Origin of the sequence: Haloplanus litoreus, from assembly GCF_045690335.1 — an archaeon.
Taxonomy (GTDB): domain Archaea; phylum Halobacteriota; class Halobacteria; order Halobacteriales; family Haloferacaceae; genus Haloplanus; species Haloplanus litoreus.
The window spans coordinates 2,732,283-2,747,293 of record NZ_CP147874.1 but is presented as its reverse complement, the minus strand read 5'-3'; the positions used below and the strand labels follow the sequence as shown (position 1 = coordinate 2,747,293).

Genomic DNA, 15,011 nt, shown 5'->3' with positions numbered 1-15,011 from the left:
ATAACCCCGGCCTAACCGGCGATAACGGACGATTAAGCTGGCGTCGGACCGATCCGACGGCGAGCGCGGGGTTCAACTGCGTGCCACCCCTACGGCCGGCGATGACCTATCGCGGAGTCGTCCTCGACGTGGACGGGACGGTGGTGCGTGGCGACGACCCGATTCCCGGCGCAGCCGAGGGACTCGACCGACTGGAGTCCGCGGGCTGTCGACGGCTGTTCGTCTCGAACAATCCAACCAAACGGCCGCCGGCCTACGCCGACCGGCTCGGACGGGCCGGATTCGACGTCGACGCCGAGGAAATCGTCACCGCCGGGACGGTCACCACCACCTACCTCGCCGACCGTCACCCCGACGACGCGTTCTTCGTCGTCGGCGAACCCGCGCTCGTCGAACAGTTGGTCGACGCCGGGTTGACCGTCGTCACGGACGAACGCCGTGCGGACACCGTCGTCCTCTCTATCGACCGCTCCTTCGACTACGACCGCCTCTGTGCGGCGCTCCGGGCGTGCGATCACCGCGACGTGACGCTCGTCGGCACCGATCCCGACATGGTGATCCCCGCTGCCGAGGGCGACGTCCCCGGCTCGGGAGCGATCATCAACGCCGTCGCCGGCGTCGTCGGCCGCGACCCGGACGTGGTCCTCGGGAAACCATCCGACCCCGCGCTCCGCATCGTCCGTGACCGCCTCGACGTACCGCCGGCGGCCTGTCTGGTGGTCGGCGACCGGCTCGACACCGACATCGCCCTCGGCGAGCGTGCCGGGATGACGACGGCGCTCGTCCGCACCGGCGTCACCGACGACGACGACCTAGCCCGGAGCGACGTCACACCTGACTACGTCCTTGACTCGCTGGCCGACGTCGACCGGATCCTCTAGCCGCGGAGGAGATTCATCACCTCGTCGGCTACGTCGGGTTCGACCGCGATGACGTAGCGCTTGCCGGGCGTGAGCGTCGTGTCCGGCCGGGCGACCCGCTCCCCGTCGTCGTCCGAGATGACGAGCGTCCCGGCCGGGAACCGGACTTCGCGGAGTTCCTTGTTCGCGGCCGGCGCATTCTCCTCGACCCGGATCTCCATGATGTCGAGGCTGCCGGTCACGTCGGCGAGCGAGCGCACGTCGCTGCCCTCGATTTCGTTGACGGCGACCCGTGCCCCCGCGGCCTCCGGAAACACCGTCTCGTCGACGAATCGGCGGTAGCCCGCCCGCTCTCGGTTGTCGATGCGGGCGACGGTCCGAATCCCAGGGGCCATCTCCACCGCCTCCATACAGACCGCCAGATTCAGCCCCGGTTCGCCGGTCAGGCCGGCGACGACGTCGGCCGACTCGACGCCCGCCTGCTGGAGGATGTCGGGGTTCGAGGCGTCGCCGCAGATGACCGTCGCGACGTACTCGTCGGCGATGGCGTCGCACCGGTCCCGCCGGGGTTCGACCACCGTGAGGTCGTGCCCCCGGTCGTCGAGCATGGCCGCTGTTTGAAAGCCGACACGTCCGCCGCCCGCGATGATGACGTTGAGGTGACTTGCCATATCAATCGTCGCTCCCTGGTGCCGTGCGTTCGTCAGTCGGTTCCTCCCCGCTCGACCGCAGTCGAACGTGAACGGCGTAGGCGACGCCGCCAACTGTGATCCAGCCGACGCTGAGGAGGAGCGCGAGCGTGTCCGTCCGGAGCAGATACCGGACCAGCACGCCCGTCAGCAGGAGGTTGAGCAGAATCCCGAGAATCGGTGGAACCGGGTAGTACGGCAGTTCGTACGGCCGGTTCATGTCCGGGCGCTCCCGCCGCAGCTTGATCACCGACGCGTTGACCACGATAAAGGAGAGCAGGAAGAAGAGACTCGACATGTTGCCCGCGCTCCGGGTTGGCAACACGACGGATCCGAGCATCACGACACCGCTGGCGAGGATGGCGACGAAAGGCGTCCCGTACCGGTGGTGAAGCTGGCCGAACGAGGGGAGGAGCTGTTCTTCCCGCCCCATCGAGAACGCCACGCGAGAGGAGGCGATCACGACGGCGTTCAGCGCCGTCAGCGTCGAGAAGACGGCACCGAAGACGATGATCGCCCCGCCGTTTTGGATCACCGGCAGACCCGTCGGCATGAACGTCGTCGCCGCCTGGGCGATGCCCGCCTCGCCGGCTTCCGCCAGCCCGCCCGCTCCGAGCGTGCCGATGGCGACGCCGACCACCGCGAGATACACCAGCACCGTCACTCCCAGACTCACGAAGATGGCCTTGGGGATGTTCTCACGGGGGTTTTTCACCTCCTCGGTCACCGTCGTGATGAGGTCGTACCCCTCGAAGGCGATGAACGTCAGTCCCATCGCGGGGAGGATACTGAGGGGACCGGCGTCGCCCGGAAACAGGGGCTGAAACTCCGCCGACGAGAACATCGGTGAGGTGAGGCCGAAGCCGACGAAGACGACGAGGATGCCCACCTTGATCAGCGTGAAGATGGTCTCGACGCTCCCGCTGGCGGCCGTCGAGAGGGCGTTCAACCCGACGAGGAGAAAGACCGCGAGCGACGCCAACAGGACCCCCACCGGGACCCCAACGTCGACGACGGGCAGAGCGATGGCGCCCACCGCACCCGGCGCCGGCGCTACCTCGTAGACGTGCAGGAGTTCGAGGAAGTTCGGTGCGAATCCGAGGGCGTACAGACCGCCGGCGATCATGTACGCGAACCAGAGCATCCACCCCATCAGGAAGGAGGGCAGGTCGTCGAACACCTCCCTCACGAAGGCGTACCCCCCGCCGCTCTTGGGGATCGAGGAGGCCAATTCGGCGTAAGAGAGCCCGGTGAAAGCAGTCACGACGCCGTTGAGGACGAACACCAGAATCGCCGCGGGACCGGCGATTTCGGCCGCCAACCCCGTCAGGACGAAGATGCCCGCACCGATCATCGCTCCCATGCCGATCATCGTAGCGTCGAGGAGACCGAGGTCCGCCTCCGGCGAACGCTCGCCGTGACTGCTCACGGCAGCCACGCTCCTCGATCACAGTGCGTCTCCAGTCGCTCCCCAACCGTTTGTGTGTCGTCCATCGCGTGACTGTCTACAGCCACGCGGAGCGACCACTAAAAAGTGGGATACTCCTCCCAGCCGGGAGGAACTCCGCCGGGGAACGCGACCGCTGGCCTCGACCGAATCTCGGTTCTCAGACCCGGATGCACACGGTCCGACCGCCGAGCGAGGCGTCTGACGCAACTTTATGTACGTGTGGACTCTTACCACGGTGTATGGCACCGAATGACAGCCCATACGTCTTCCGCGGCGAGGCTGCGGACGACGTGGACGGCACGGAAGACCGGCCGACGACCGACGGACAGGAGGTCGTAATCGTCGACGGTCACGCGATGAGTTACCGCTGGTACCGCCGCTGAGGGTTCTCGTCCCCGTCACACCGACGCGGAGCGACGGCGCCGTCGCCTCACACTGTCGGGTGTAATGTATCGACGTCCAGCGGGCGTATCAGAACGCGTCGCCGTACACGTCGATGTCGGCTTCGAGTTCCTCCCGGAGCGCCGCGTGGACGTGACAGATATCCTCGGCGCGTGCGGTGATCTCGTCGAACTCGTCGTCGTCCAGGTCGGCCGCGACGTGGACCGCGAAGCTGATCGATTCGAGGTCGTCGTCGTCGTCCATGTCAGCGTCGGCGTCGATCTGAATCTTCCCCAGGTCGTCGTGACCGCGCTGTTGGCCGCCGACGCGGAACGCGGGCAGGAAGCAGGATGCGTAGGTCGCTACCAGTGCCGCGTTCGGGTTCGGTCCCGACTCGTCGGTGGCGTCGACCGTGAACTCGAAGTCGCCGACCTGGTTGACGCAGGCGAAGCCGTCCTCACTGATCGTGATCGTCTCGATGTCGCTCATTCCACCGCACGGGAGGCGCCGCGACGTCTAAATACTGTCCATCCGGCCCCCGCCGACGTCACTCGCTGGCGTACGGTCGCTCGAAGGTGTAGCTCTCGTCGCCGTCGAGGAGGTGGACCTCGGCGTCGGCGCCGGTGGCCGCAACCTCGCGCTCGACCTGACTCACGTCGATTTCGATGGGCGGGAACGTATCGTAGTGCATCGGGAAGACGTGGTCCACGTCCAGCCAGTCCGCGGCGATGGCGGCCTGTGCCGGTCCCATCGTGAAGTGGTCGCCGACGGGGAGCGCCGCGGCGTCGGGTTCGAGGAACGGCCCGATCACGTCGCGCATCTCGGTCATCAGCCCGGTGTCGCCCGCGTGGTAGAACGCGAAGGCGTCCTCGTCCGCCTCCTGAGTCGGTTTCGTGTCGCTGACGATGTAGCCGGCCGGCATCCCGGCGCTGTACTCGTAGTCCGTACCGATCCCGTTGCTGTGGTCCGCACGGTGCATCGTCACGTAGACGTCACCACACTCGACGGTGCCGCCGAGGTTCATCCCGAACGTGTCCTCGGCGCCGTGTTCGTCGGCGACCCAGCCGGCCAACTCCGGCGTACCCACAACCGTCGCGTCGGTGAACGCGCCCACGTCCGCGACGTGGTCGGCGTGCCCGTGGGTCAACAGGACGTAGTCCGGTGTCGGCACGTCGGCCGGCCCGAGCGACGTGTGTGGGTTGTCGAAGAACGGGTCGATCAACAGGGACGTGTCGTCGACGACGACGTGCCACATGGAGTGGCCGTGCCAAGTGAGTTCCATTGCCTCTCGAAGTTGGCGGGACCGAAACGTCAATCTTGCCCCCCACAAGTCGGTAGTGTTCAGATAAGCTGATTCCATGCGAAGGCGAACGATCTGAGCCACTCGTTTGCAGTTTCTGCTTCGGCGTTGCTAAAACAGTTTGAGAAACTGGTAGTTCTTCGCTTTATCTCACGAAAGACACGTTCGACGCTGTTCCGATTTCCATGACGTTCGTATCTGAAATCGAGGCCGTGGCGACGGCAAGCGTCATTTAGTGGTGTCGCGCCATCGACGAGAAACACGGCGTCGTCAACGTCGTGTTTCTCGCGTAATTCACTGAAGAACGCGTAAGCGATAACGTTTGTTCTTGTCGGTTCAAGCTTTGTATGTAGTAATTTGTTCGTCTCTGGATCGACCGCAGCGTACAGCCAATACTGCTCGTCGTTGAGTCGGATCACCGTTTCATCAACCGCTACGTGATCCGGGCTTCGACCTTCTTCGGGCTGTAGATCGGCCTTGTGAACCCAGTTGTGAACGGTGGATCGTGCGCGTTCAACACCGAATATCTCAAGAATAGAAACAGTATTCGAAAGTGATAGTCCAGCAAGATGGAGCTGAATACTGAGCTTCATCAACAGCCGCGGTGTTGCCTCTCGTTCCACAAAACCTAACTCGATTCGGTCGATACAACCGCCGAGGCTAGCGTTTTCGGGCATGAATCACTCAGAAAACGCTACGCCTCACCTTTCAATCCTTATCTGAACACCGCCCACAAGTCTGCGCGGAGCGTCCGCCACGGCCGAACGGGGAAGGCTTATTTCGGCCCATGATAACTCGGCTCTATGCGACAGGTTAGATTCCGCGACCCCGCAGGGATGGTACGGACCGGCGAGTGGCACGGCGACGCCGTCAGTTTCGCCGACGAGACCTACGACCTCGACGAGGTGGACGTCCTTCCGCCCTGTGAGCCGTCGAAAGTCGTCTGTATCGGCCTCAACTACGCAGACCACGCCGAGGAGACGGGCATGGACATCCCCGACCGTCCGATGCTCTTCTTGAAGCCGCCGAACACCGTGGCTGCCCACGGCGACACCGTCACCCTGCCCGCGGGCAAAGAGCAGGTCGACTGGGAGGCCGAACTCGGCGTCGTCATCGGCGAGCAGTGCCGCAACGTCGACGCCGCCGACGCCGAGTCGGTCGTCGCCGGCTACACCGTCCTCTGTGACATCTCCAACCGCGACGACCAGCGCCAGGAACAGAACTGGGTTCGCGGCAAGGCCTTCGACGGCGGCGCCCCACTCGGTCCGGTCGTCGCCGACCCCGACCACCTCCCCGAGGACGCCGAGATCAGCCTCCGCGTCAACGGTGAGACGAAACAGTCCTCCGACATCACACAGCTCATCTTCACCGTCCCGGAGCTGATCGAGGAGATTTCGACGTACATGACCCTCGAACCCGGTGACGTCATCTCGACGGGCACCCCCTCGGGCGTCGGTGGCCTCGAAGACGGCGACGAGGTCGAAGTCGAAGTCGAGGGCGTCGAGACCCTCCAGTTCTCCGTCCGACAGGACTGATCCACCCTCCCCGTTTTCGGCGCGCCCGGAGGACAAGCCATAAATTTAGGCACGCCTAATCCTGTCCCGATGGACCTGACCAGACGGGACGCCCTGGCAGCCCTGGCGGCCACCGGCGGGGCGGCGGCCGTCGGCGGCACCCTCCTCGACGACGCGTCCGCCCCCGAGGCGACGACCGCGGCCGTCCCCGCTGACGCCCTCGCGACGCTCACCGCCGTCGCCGAGGTGGTCTACCCCGACGCTGCGACGGGCGTCGACGACTTCGTCGAGGCCTACGTCGCGGGGCGGATCGCCGACGACGCCGACCACCGGTCGGGCGTCGTCGACGCGGTGGCCGAACTCGACGCGACGGCCCGCGACTGGTTCGACGCCCCCCTGACCGACCTCGATCCCCCGACCCGCGACCAGTTGCTCCGCGATCTCGGCGTCGACGTGGCCGACCCGGACCCGGACGGAAACCTCTCCACTCGCGTCCGCTTCTACGTGGTCAACGAACTGCTCTATGCCTTCTACGCCTCGCCGACGGGCGGCCGTCTGGTTGGCGTCGAGAATCCGGTCGGCTACCCGGGCGGCACCGAGAGCTACCGCCGCGCCCGGATGGAGGACGATGGCTGAGTCACCGGATCGCACCCCGTCACCGCGCGCTGACGTCTGCGTCGTCGGCGCCGGCCCCGCGGGCGCCATCGTCGCCGCGCGCCTCGCCGAGGCGGGCCACGACGTGGTCGTTCTCGACGCCGGTCCGCGATTCGACCTGTCCGACCGCTCCGCGCAACTCGACGCGCACCTCCGCCCCGGCATCGACGGTCTCTGGGGCATGGGCGGGGAGCGCGACGCCTACACCACGTCCGGGGAGCGCGAGTACCCCCTGAACGCCGCCCGCGTGAAGGGAATCGGGGGGTCGACCCTCCACTGGCAGGGCATGGTGATGCGCCTCCACGAGCGCGACTTCGAGATGGAGTCCCGTCACGGTGTCGGCGCCGACTGGCCCATCGACTACGCGGACCTCCGCCCTCACTACGCCCAGGCGGAACGGGAACTCGGCGTCGCCGGTGCCGACGACAACCCCTTCGCCCCGCCCCGCGCGGACCCCTTCCCGCTCCCGGCCTTCCCGCCCTCCCACAGCGACGCCATCTTCGCCGAGGCCTGCGAGTCGCTCGGCCTCCCCACCCACTCCGTGCCGAACGCCCGCAACTCAGAACCCCACGACGGCGCTTCGGCCTGCGTCGGGTACGGCACCTGCAAACCCGTCTGTCCCTCCGGCGCGAAGTACACCGCCGAACGCCACGTCGTCCGCGCCGAGGACGCCGGCGCCCGGGTTATTGACCGCGCGCCGGTCCAGCGACTCGCGCACACGGACGACCGGGTCGAGGCAGCCGTCTACGCCACGCCCGACGGCACCGAACACCGGCAGACGGCCCGATCGGTCGTCCTCGCCTGCGGCGGCGTCGAGAACGTCCGCCTCCTCCTCCTGTCGACCTCCGACGCCTACCCCGACGGCCTCGCCAACTCCTCGGGGCTCGTCGGACGGTACTTCATGGACCACTGCTTTGCCGGTGCGGGCGGGCGAATCGACCGCCCCACCCGCCAGAACCACGTCGGGTTCAACACCACGGAGAGTCACGCCCTCTACGACGGGACCGACCCACTCCCGGGCGTCAAACTCGAGTTCCTCAACTACGCCGGCCCGTCGCCGGTCGTCGAGGCGGTCCACGCCGACACCTGGGGCGACGACCTGCTGGACTCGCTCCGAGCGTCTTACGGCACTCACCTCGCGGTCGGCGGTCTCGTCGAGCAGTTTCCCGACGTCAACAACCGGATCACGCTCGACCGCTCCACGACCGACGACCACGGCAACCCCGTCCCCGACGTTCGCTGGTCGGTCGGGTCGCGGACCCGCGACGCCATCGAACGCGCGAACGAGGTGCAAGTGGCGATCCTGGAGGAACTCGGCGCGACCGTCGACTGGGTGGTCGGACCGGACGCCACCGGGCCGGCGTACCACCACATGGGGACGACGCGGATGGGCGAGGACCCCGCAACGAGCGTCGTCGCCCCCGACTGCCGCGCACACGACCTCGACAACCTGTGGGTCGCCGGCAGTAGCGTCTTTCCCACGGGTGGGGCGATGAACCCGACGCTCACTATCGCGGCGCTCTCCTGTCGACTCGCCGACCGCCTCGACGGGTGGCTCCGGGAGCGATAGTCGGCGACGCTAGCCGTCCATCGTCGCGTCCGAGACATCGAGACAGACGGTGACGGCGTCAGCGTCGGTGTGTCCGTGACGGAGCGCAGTCCCCTTGAAGTGCTCCGCTGTGTCAGCGGTGACGGTGATCCCCCCGAGCGGCTGGTACGCGCCCGTCAGCCCCTTCGACAGGGTATGATCTCGGGGATCACGTCCAAACGTCACAGCCGACCCACTCGCTGGCGTCGCTCCCCGAACACCGCCCGAACTATCGTTGCGATTGGAACTGTTCGCACGTCCGATCACCAGACGGCGTGCGATCGGGTGTGCAATGAGTTCCAATGGCTACGAGAGCCCACCCCGTCGCTGGGACGCCGACCGGCCGTCTTCCGGGTCCGGGGATCACGGCAGGGGCCGAACGGATCGGGGCCACACCGGTGATCCGGCCGTGGGGATCGACCGTACGTCACGAACGTGTGACGGGACGGTGCTATTCAGGTACAATTTCCAGCCCCCTCGACTTTTTATAGAATTGTGTTTAATACGGCCCATGACCGGAGCTGCGATCGACGCGGACGAGTTCGACGAGACGGACCTCGAACTTCTGGGGTGTATCGAAGACGACTTCGACGTGAGTCTCGATACGCTCGCGAACGAACTGGATCTCTCGAAATCCGCCGTTCACTATCGGCTGAACAAGCTCAAGGAAAACGACGTGATTCAGGGGATCACCGCCGACCTCAACCCCGTCTCGTTCGGGCTGACGATGGTCGCCATCACCGAGGTGGCCGTGACACACGAACACGGTTACTCCGAGAACGTCGGCACCGAACTCGCCGAATTAAACGGCGTCGAACAGGTCTACTACACGATGGGCGACGTCGACTTCGTCGTCATCTCCCGTGTTCAGGACCGTACCCAGATGAACGAGATCATCGAGGATATGGTCGCCATCGATAGCGTCAACGAGACCTCCTCGCGATTCGTGATGGACGAAATCGCGACGAATCCGAAGTTCATGGCTAACCTCTCCGACGAGATGAGATCCAATCTCGCCGACGGTGCCTGAGGCGTCCGTCCGCCGTCAGAACCGATCCAGCACTCCAGATAGCGACCCGTCCGGAACCCTCCAGCGCCGCGAGCGTCTCACGGGCCTCGTCGGTGTCCGCGACGAGTGGGACGAATCGCTCCGCCATCTCGCGGGCGCGGTCCACCTCGATGCCGTAGTGGGCGACCCGATCGGGGTCTCACTCGACGTTGGTTCGGATTTCCGCGGCGAAGGCCTCGCCGTGGATCGTCCCGCGTTCGGTCGGCGTCCCCCCAGCGCGAGGCGTTCCAGCGTCATCGCTCCGCTTCGAACACCTCGACGAGGGCGTCCTCGAGGACGTCCAGCGCGACCCGAACCTCGTCGAGGTCGATGTGCTCGTCGAACGTGTGGGCCTGATCGAGATTACCCGGTCCCCAGGTGATGGCCTCCACGTCGGCGTCGTTCACGAGGTTGCGAACGTCCGTCGAGGCGGGGATTCCCCACGGTGCGTCGTCGACGTCACCGAGCGCCGCGGAGTGTTCGCGGAACACCCTCGCCAGGGGGCTGTCGACGGGGATGGACGCCGACTCGTAGGTTCGCGTCCGCCGACAGTCGATGTCGAGGCCGTGTTCCTCGGCGACGTCGTCGAGGAGGCCGTCGAGTTCCGCGTCGATCTCCTCGATGGACTCCGCGGGGAGGAACCGCCGGTCGACCGTGAGCACCGCCGTCTCCGGGACGACGTTCTCCTTGGTGCCGGCGTCGAACTGGGTGACCGTCGCGTAGGCGCGGCCGACCAGGTCGTCCGTACGCTCTCGGACGCGCGCGTCGTACTCGGCGAGGGCATCGAGTACCGGCCGGGCGTTCGTGATGGCGTTGTCGCCGAGGTCCGGTCGACTGGCGTGTGAGGGGTCGCCCTCGACGGTGACCTCGTACCACGCCAGCCCCTTCTCGCTCGTCGCCGTCCGCATCCCCGTCGGCTCCAAGACGACCCCGTAGTCGCCATCGTACCCCGCTTCGAGGAGCTTCTTCGTGCCCGGTTCGGCCGTCTCCTCGCCCATCGCCGCGTGGAAGACGAGCGACCCGTCGAGGTCGCCGCGCTCGAACCGTTCCTTGAACGCGACGGTCGCGAGCATCGCGATGGCGACACCCGACTTCATGTCGGCGCTCCCGCGCCCGTACAGCGCCCCGTCCTCGACGACGCCCTCGTAGGGTGGGCGACTCCACTGGTCCCGGTCACCCGCCGGGACGACGTCGATGTGACCGTTCAACACGACGGTCGGGTCGCCCTCGCCGACGCGGGCGGCGACCTGTGGACGGTCCGGGTCCGGTTCGTGGATCAACGACGCGTCGACCCCGTGGTCCCGTAACCAGTCGCGAACGAACGTCGCGACCGTCGATTCGTTTCCGGGTGGGTTCTCCGATTCCCGTGAGACGAGCGCTGCAACGAGTTGCTGTATCTGATCCGTCGTGTCCTGGGTCATGAGTCGGTGGTCTCGGTCTGGTCGCGGTGGACTGTGCCTTGGTACCAACCATTGTAGAATGGTTTGAATAGCTAACGGCTCGTTACTAGAAAATCGTCCGAAAATCAGGGCGGGACGAGGATATCGTTGAATCGGGTCGTCAGCCGCCGAGGTAGCGTTCGCGAACTTCGTCGGTCGTGAGCCGTCTCGGGGGACGCCGAGTCGGTCATCGTTCCGCCGCCACGCCCGCGAGATCCAGGGCGGCGTTCGCGAGCGTGTCCGCCGCGGCGTAGCAGTCGTCCCAGCTCGTGTACTCCTTCGGCGAGTGGCTCTTGCCGCCCTCGCTCACCGAGAAGACCATCGCCGCGTCACAGACGCTCGCGACGTGGGTCGCGTCGTGGCCCGCGCCGCTGACCAGTCGCTGGGAGGCGTACCCCCGGTCGTCGGCCGCCGACTGGACGGCGTCGATACACCGCTCGGCGAAGTCGACGCTCTCGACGGCCATCCGCTGCTCGTAGCTCCACTCCAGCCCCTCGCGCTCCGCCGCGGCCGCCGCCTCGCGTTTCACCCGGTCGACCGCTTCCACCACCGTGTCGTCGTCGGGGTCCCGGAAGCCGACCGTGAAGCGGACCTCGCCGGGGACGATGTTGATCGATCCCGGTTCCGCTTCGATGACGCCGGTCGTGCCGACGGTTCGCTCGCCGAGCGTCCCCGGGATGCGCCGCACCTGCGTGATGACGTCAGCGGCGCCGACTAGCGCGTCGCGGCGGTGGTCCATCGGCGTCGTGCCGGAGTGATTCGCCTGCCCCTCGAACGTGATTTCGCCCCACTGGAACCCCACGATGCCCGTGACGACGCCCACGTCGTCGCCCGCCTCCTCGAGGCGCGGTCCCTGTTCGATGTGGAGTTCGAGGTACGAATCGTAGTCGTACTGCGGTTCCGCCGGCACGTCGCCCCGGTAGCCGATCCGCTCCAGTTCGTCGACGAAGCGAATCCCGTCCCGGTCGGTCGTCTCGTAGGCCTCCGCCAGCGAGAGGGTCCCCGCCCAGACGCCGCTCGACATCATCGCCGGCTGGAAGCGCGACCCCTCCTCGTTCGTCCAGTTGACGATTTCGACCGGCCGCTCGGTCGTGATCCCCTCGTCTTCGAGCGTCTCGACGAACTCCAGGGCGGCGAGGACGCCCAGCGGGCCGTCGTAGATCCCTCCCCGGGGCTGGCTGTCGAGGTGTGAACCGAGTAGCACCGTCCCCGCCTCGGGGTCCGCACCGGCCCGTCGGCCGAACATGTTTCCCATCTCGTCGACGCGGACGTCGAGGCCCGCATCCCTCATCCGGTCCCGGAACCAGTCACGGGCCTCCCGGTCGGCGTCCGAAAGCGTCAGGCGGTCAAGGCCGCGTTCACCGTCCAGCCCACCGATCTCCGCCTGTTCCTGCATCCGGTCGACGAACCGTTGCCGGTCGATAGCGAGTCGCATACCCGTCGCAACACGACCACTACTTAAAAAATGTCCACCGCCCTGCGCTCGCGTGAAACGGTGTCCTCCCACCGTGCCGATCATCGAGAGGCTATCTCCCTGCCTGATGGTGCCAGCGGTGGTGACGATGGTGTGATATCGTGCCGTCCTACGGAGGGCTGGACCGTCGGACGCGACCACGCCGACGAGTTGTCCCGGATCGAACTCGATCCGCGTGGGACCGATTCGACCGCCGGACGTTCGCAGCGGAATCGGCTCCCGATCCGGTCGATAGACGTCGTGGACGTCGCGGTTCGAGCGGTTGGGCGTGGTTGACCTCGATGATGCGCGTGTCCGCCGCCTCGACGACTCGGCGGAAAGCTTCAAGAGCGCCCGACGAGTTCCCCCGAATCGTATGGAAATAGTTACCACACCACTCGACTCGACGGCCGAGTTTCCGGAGCGGGACGATGCCTGACCGGCACGGTCCGTTCCGTGTGGCTCGCTTCCTCCTCGAAATCGACGGCATCGCCAAGGCGGGCTTCAGTCACTGCCGGTTGCCGTCCTCGTCGACGTCCGTCGTCGAGTACCGCGAGGGCAACGAGGCGCCGACCCCCCGGAAACTGGCCGGGTTGAACGGCTACGGGCCGCTCGTACTTCGGAGCGGTGTCACGGACGACGGCGTCGAACTCGCCGAGTGGCGCCACCTCGTCGAGGTCGGGGCGGTCGACGAGGCGCGCCGGGCCATCGCGGTCGTCCTGCTGGACGAGGAGGCCGCTACGGCCGCCCGGTGGGAGTTCCGCAACGCCTGGCCCGCCCGCTACGAGGGACCGCGACTCGACGCGAACCGCTCGGCAGTCGCCATCGAGACGCTCGAAATCGTCTCCGAAGGGTTCGAACGTGTCGACGTCGGCGGTGAGACGGACGGCGGACTCCGAAACGACGAGGCGTCACCCCCGACGAAGGCGGACCTGACGGTCCCGCCCGAGAAGCCACAGTTCGAGTCGCGCACGGAGCACGACCCGACCCCTCGAACGGAGCGATGAGCGACCGGCCAGTCGACCCCTACGCTCGCCACCGGTTCGCGGTCGACCTGGGGGACGACCGGCCGCCCCTCGGCTTCGCCGAGGTCACCGGGTTGTCGGTTCGCGTTCAGGCGCAGTCGGCCGACGACGACCCGACCCCGGAGTGGCTGGACTGGCGGGACCACTCCCGTCGCTTCCGCGGTGCGGCGCCCGCACCTACCCGGCGGCGCACCACCTCGCCACCCCTCCGGCTTCGGCGCGGCGTGACCGACGACCGTCGTCTCTGGGACTGGCTTCGCGACTGGGTCGACGGCGTGGTGAAGCCACGGCCCGTCCGGGTGTTCCTGCTGGACGAGGCCGGCGACCGGGCGCGTGGTTGGCGGTGTCGGGCGGTCACGCCCGTTCGGTGGGAGGGACCGGCGTTGGCCGCCGACCGCCCCGGCGTCGCCACCGAGACGCTCGAACTGGCACACGAGGGGATCGACGCCATCGACGGCGACGACGCCTGACCCGGGGACCATTGGCCACGCTTAAGCGTCGGCGTCCGCATCCTCCGACCATGCAACCACGGGATCTCTCGGCGCTCTCGCCGTACGTCCCCGGCCGCGGGGCGGAGGAGGTGGCCCGCGACCTGGGGATGGACCCCGACGACCTCACGAAACTCTCGTCGAACGAGAACCCACACGGACCGAGTCCGGCCGCCGTCGAGGCCATCCGCGAGACGGCGCCCACCGTCGGCGTCTACCCGAAGGCGTCGCATACGGACCTCGGCGAGAAACTGGCCGCCCACTGGGACGTCGCGCCCGAACAGATCTGGGTGACGCCGGGTGCCGACGGCGCCCTCGATTACCTCTCGCGGGCCTTCCTCGAGCCCGGCGACCGGGTGCTCGCGCCCGACCCCGGGTTCTCCTACTACCGGATGAGCGCCCGCTACCACCACGGCGAGGTGGCGACCTACGACCTGTCGAAGGCCGACGACTTCGCCCAGACCCCCGCCACCGTCCTCGACGCCTACGACGGCGAGCGCATCGTCTACCTCACCACGCCACACAACCCGACCGGTGCCGAGTTCTCGCGGGCGGCCATCCTCGACCTCGCGGAGTCGGTCGCCGACCACACCCTCCTCGTCGTCGACGAGGCCTACGGCGAGTACACCGAGTCGCCGTCGGCGGTCGACCTCCTCGACGACTACGACAACCTCGCCGTCACGCGGACGTTCTCGAAGGCGTACGGCCTCGCCGGCCTGCGCGTGGGCTACGGCGTCGTCCCCGAGTCGTGGGCCGAGGCCTACGCCCGTGTCAACACGCCCTTCGCCGCCAGCGAGGTGGGTTGTCGGGCTGCCCTCGCCGCCCTCGACGACGACGACCACCTCCGGACGACCGTCGAGACGGCCCGCTGGGCCCGCGCGTACCTCCGCGACGAACTCGACGCGCCGACGTGGGAGAGCGGCGGCAACTTCGTCCTCGCGGAGGTGGGCGACGCCGCCGCCGTCGCCGACGCCACCCAGCGACGCGGGGTCATCGTCCGCGACTGCTCCAGTTTCGGCCTTCCCGGCTGTATCCGCGTCTCCTGTGGCACCCGCGAGACCACGCCCCGGGCCGCCGAGACGATCAACGACGTGGTCGCGGAGGTGCGGGCGTGAGCGACGA

At 67.3% G+C, this 15,011-nt stretch carries 17 protein-coding genes; 9 read left to right on the top strand and 8 right to left on the bottom strand.

The genetic code is table 11. The features are described 5' to 3' along the window. Positions 1-101: 101 nt before the first annotated feature. Positions 102-881, top strand: a complete 780-nt coding sequence (locus V8686_RS14700) for an HAD-IIA family hydrolase (RefSeq protein ID WP_379705464.1) — start codon at positions 102-104, stop codon at positions 879-881. Here V8686_RS14700 and V8686_RS14695 read toward each other — a convergent pair. Both V8686_RS14695 and V8686_RS14690 read right to left on the bottom strand, forming a co-directional pair. Beyond that, positions 878-1,531, bottom strand: a complete 654-nt coding sequence (locus V8686_RS14695) for a potassium channel family protein (protein ID WP_379705461.1) — start codon at positions 1,529-1,531, stop codon at positions 878-880. The genes V8686_RS14700 and V8686_RS14695 overlap by 4 nt on opposite strands. A 1-nt stretch (position 1,532) precedes the next feature. Further along, positions 1,533-2,978 (bottom strand): APC family permease, encoded by a 1,446-nt coding sequence (locus tag V8686_RS14690; RefSeq protein WP_458329464.1) that lies wholly within the window; start codon positions 2,976-2,978, stop codon positions 1,533-1,535. 260 nt (positions 2,979-3,238) lie between these two features. Between V8686_RS14690 and V8686_RS14685 the strand changes: the two genes are divergently transcribed. Further along, a complete protein-coding gene (locus tag V8686_RS14685) occupies positions 3,239-3,382 on the top strand; it encodes a hypothetical protein (RefSeq protein WP_379705458.1) in 144 nt (47 codons plus the stop codon). Positions 3,383-3,470: 88 nt separating this feature from the next. Here the strand turns inward: V8686_RS14685 and V8686_RS14680 are convergent, their stop codons facing one another. Genes V8686_RS14680 through V8686_RS14670 form a run of 3 tightly spaced genes read right to left on the bottom strand, consistent with a single transcriptional unit; the run spans position 3,471 to position 5,357 of the window. Next, positions 3,471-3,869 (bottom strand): OsmC family protein, encoded by a 399-nt coding sequence (locus V8686_RS14680; RefSeq protein WP_379705455.1) that lies wholly within the window; start codon positions 3,867-3,869, stop codon positions 3,471-3,473. Between the two features lie 58 nt (positions 3,870-3,927). After that, on the bottom strand, positions 3,928-4,662 hold the full coding sequence (locus tag V8686_RS14675; RefSeq protein WP_379705453.1) for a metal-dependent hydrolase: 735 nt from the start codon (positions 4,660-4,662) through the stop codon (positions 3,928-3,930). A gap of 59 nt (positions 4,663-4,721) precedes the next feature. Continuing rightward, positions 4,722-5,357 carry an IS6 family transposase gene (locus V8686_RS14670; RefSeq protein ID WP_379702852.1) on the bottom strand — a complete coding sequence of 212 codons (636 nt, stop codon included), beginning with the start codon at positions 5,355-5,357 and terminating at the stop codon, positions 4,722-4,724. 126 nt (positions 5,358-5,483) lie between these two features. Between V8686_RS14670 and V8686_RS14665 the strand changes: the two genes are divergently transcribed. From V8686_RS14665 to V8686_RS14655, 3 genes are all read left to right on the top strand, one after another. Then, positions 5,484-6,215 (top strand): fumarylacetoacetate hydrolase family protein, encoded by a 732-nt coding sequence (locus tag V8686_RS14665; RefSeq protein ID WP_379705450.1) that lies wholly within the window; start codon positions 5,484-5,486, stop codon positions 6,213-6,215. A 69-nt stretch (positions 6,216-6,284) separates the two neighbouring features. After that, complete coding sequence (locus V8686_RS14660; protein ID WP_379705447.1) at positions 6,285-6,830, top strand: gluconate 2-dehydrogenase subunit 3 family protein; 546 nt, start codon at positions 6,285-6,287, stop codon at positions 6,828-6,830. Continuing rightward, positions 6,823-8,418, top strand: coding sequence for a GMC family oxidoreductase (locus tag V8686_RS14655; RefSeq protein ID WP_379705444.1), 1,596 nt, complete (start codon positions 6,823-6,825; stop codon positions 8,416-8,418). The genes V8686_RS14660 and V8686_RS14655 overlap by 8 nt, the downstream gene beginning before the upstream one ends. Positions 8,419-8,427: 9 nt before the next feature. On the opposite strand, the gene V8686_RS14650 is transcribed toward V8686_RS14655, so the two are convergent. Further along, the gene (locus tag V8686_RS14650) at positions 8,428-8,622 is read right to left on the bottom strand and encodes a hypothetical protein (protein WP_379705441.1); all 195 of its coding nucleotides are present in this window, start codon (positions 8,620-8,622) and stop codon (positions 8,428-8,430) included. 325 nt (positions 8,623-8,947) lie between these two features. On the opposite strand from V8686_RS14650, the gene V8686_RS14645 reads away from it, so the two are divergent. Further along, positions 8,948-9,466 carry an Lrp/AsnC family transcriptional regulator gene (locus tag V8686_RS14645; protein WP_379705438.1) on the top strand — a complete coding sequence of 173 codons (519 nt, stop codon included), beginning with the start codon at positions 8,948-8,950 and terminating at the stop codon, positions 9,464-9,466. Positions 9,467-9,738: 272 nt separating this feature from the next. Here V8686_RS14645 and V8686_RS14640 read toward each other — a convergent pair whose 3' ends face one another. Continuing rightward, a complete protein-coding gene (locus V8686_RS14640) occupies positions 9,739-10,905 on the bottom strand; it encodes a M20 family metallopeptidase (protein ID WP_379705431.1) in 1,167 nt (388 codons plus the stop codon). 205 nt (positions 10,906-11,110) lie between these two features. Further along, positions 11,111-12,358 (bottom strand): Zn-dependent hydrolase, encoded by a 1,248-nt coding sequence (locus V8686_RS14635; RefSeq protein ID WP_379705428.1) that lies wholly within the window; start codon positions 12,356-12,358, stop codon positions 11,111-11,113. 449 nt (positions 12,359-12,807) lie between these two features. On the opposite strand from V8686_RS14635, the gene V8686_RS14630 reads away from it, so the two are divergent. Genes V8686_RS14630 through hisC form a run of 3 tightly spaced genes read left to right on the top strand, consistent with a single transcriptional unit; the run spans position 12,808 to position 15,004 of the window. Then, on the top strand, positions 12,808-13,383 hold the full coding sequence (locus V8686_RS14630) for a phage tail protein (protein WP_379705425.1): 576 nt from the start codon (positions 12,808-12,810) through the stop codon (positions 13,381-13,383). After that, positions 13,380-13,871, top strand: coding sequence for a phage tail protein (locus tag V8686_RS14625; RefSeq protein ID WP_379705422.1), 492 nt, complete (start codon positions 13,380-13,382; stop codon positions 13,869-13,871). The genes V8686_RS14630 and V8686_RS14625 overlap by 4 nt, the downstream gene beginning before the upstream one ends. A gap of 50 nt (positions 13,872-13,921) precedes the next feature. Next, positions 13,922-15,004 (top strand): histidinol-phosphate transaminase, encoded by a 1,083-nt coding sequence (gene hisC / locus V8686_RS14620; protein WP_379705419.1) that lies wholly within the window; start codon positions 13,922-13,924, stop codon positions 15,002-15,004. The last annotated feature ends 7 nt before the right edge of the window (positions 15,005-15,011 follow it).

Excerpts from the sequence above, each read along its gene's own strand:
- V8686_RS14700 (WP_379705464.1), top strand. The coding sequence starts at position 102 with ATGACCTATCGCGGAGTCGTCCTCGACGTGGACGGGACGGTGGTGCGT.
- V8686_RS14695 (WP_379705461.1), bottom strand. The coding sequence starts at position 1,531 with ATGGCAAGTCACCTCAACGTCATCATCGCGGGCGGCGGACGTGTCGGC.
- V8686_RS14685 (WP_379705458.1), top strand. The coding sequence starts at position 3,239 with ATGGCACCGAATGACAGCCCATACGTCTTCCGCGGCGAGGCTGCGGAC.
- V8686_RS14680 (WP_379705455.1), bottom strand. The coding sequence starts at position 3,869 with ATGAGCGACATCGAGACGATCACGATCAGTGAGGACGGCTTCGCCTGC.
- V8686_RS14675 (WP_379705453.1), bottom strand. The coding sequence starts at position 4,662 with ATGGAACTCACTTGGCACGGCCACTCCATGTGGCACGTCGTCGTCGAC.
- V8686_RS14670 (WP_379702852.1), bottom strand. The coding sequence starts at position 5,357 with ATGCCCGAAAACGCTAGCCTCGGCGGTTGTATCGACCGAATCGAGTTA.
- V8686_RS14665 (WP_379705450.1), top strand. The coding sequence starts at position 5,484 with ATGCGACAGGTTAGATTCCGCGACCCCGCAGGGATGGTACGGACCGGC.
- V8686_RS14660 (WP_379705447.1), top strand. The coding sequence starts at position 6,285 with ATGGACCTGACCAGACGGGACGCCCTGGCAGCCCTGGCGGCCACCGGC.
- V8686_RS14655 (WP_379705444.1), top strand. The coding sequence starts at position 6,823 with ATGGCTGAGTCACCGGATCGCACCCCGTCACCGCGCGCTGACGTCTGC.
- V8686_RS14645 (WP_379705438.1), top strand. The coding sequence starts at position 8,948 with ATGACCGGAGCTGCGATCGACGCGGACGAGTTCGACGAGACGGACCTC.
- V8686_RS14640 (WP_379705431.1), bottom strand. The coding sequence starts at position 10,905 with ATGACCCAGGACACGACGGATCAGATACAGCAACTCGTTGCAGCGCTC.
- V8686_RS14635 (WP_379705428.1), bottom strand. The coding sequence starts at position 12,358 with ATGCGACTCGCTATCGACCGGCAACGGTTCGTCGACCGGATGCAGGAA.
- V8686_RS14630 (WP_379705425.1), top strand. The coding sequence starts at position 12,808 with ATGCCTGACCGGCACGGTCCGTTCCGTGTGGCTCGCTTCCTCCTCGAA.
- V8686_RS14625 (WP_379705422.1), top strand. The coding sequence starts at position 13,380 with ATGAGCGACCGGCCAGTCGACCCCTACGCTCGCCACCGGTTCGCGGTC.
- hisC (WP_379705419.1), top strand. The coding sequence starts at position 13,922 with ATGCAACCACGGGATCTCTCGGCGCTCTCGCCGTACGTCCCCGGCCGC.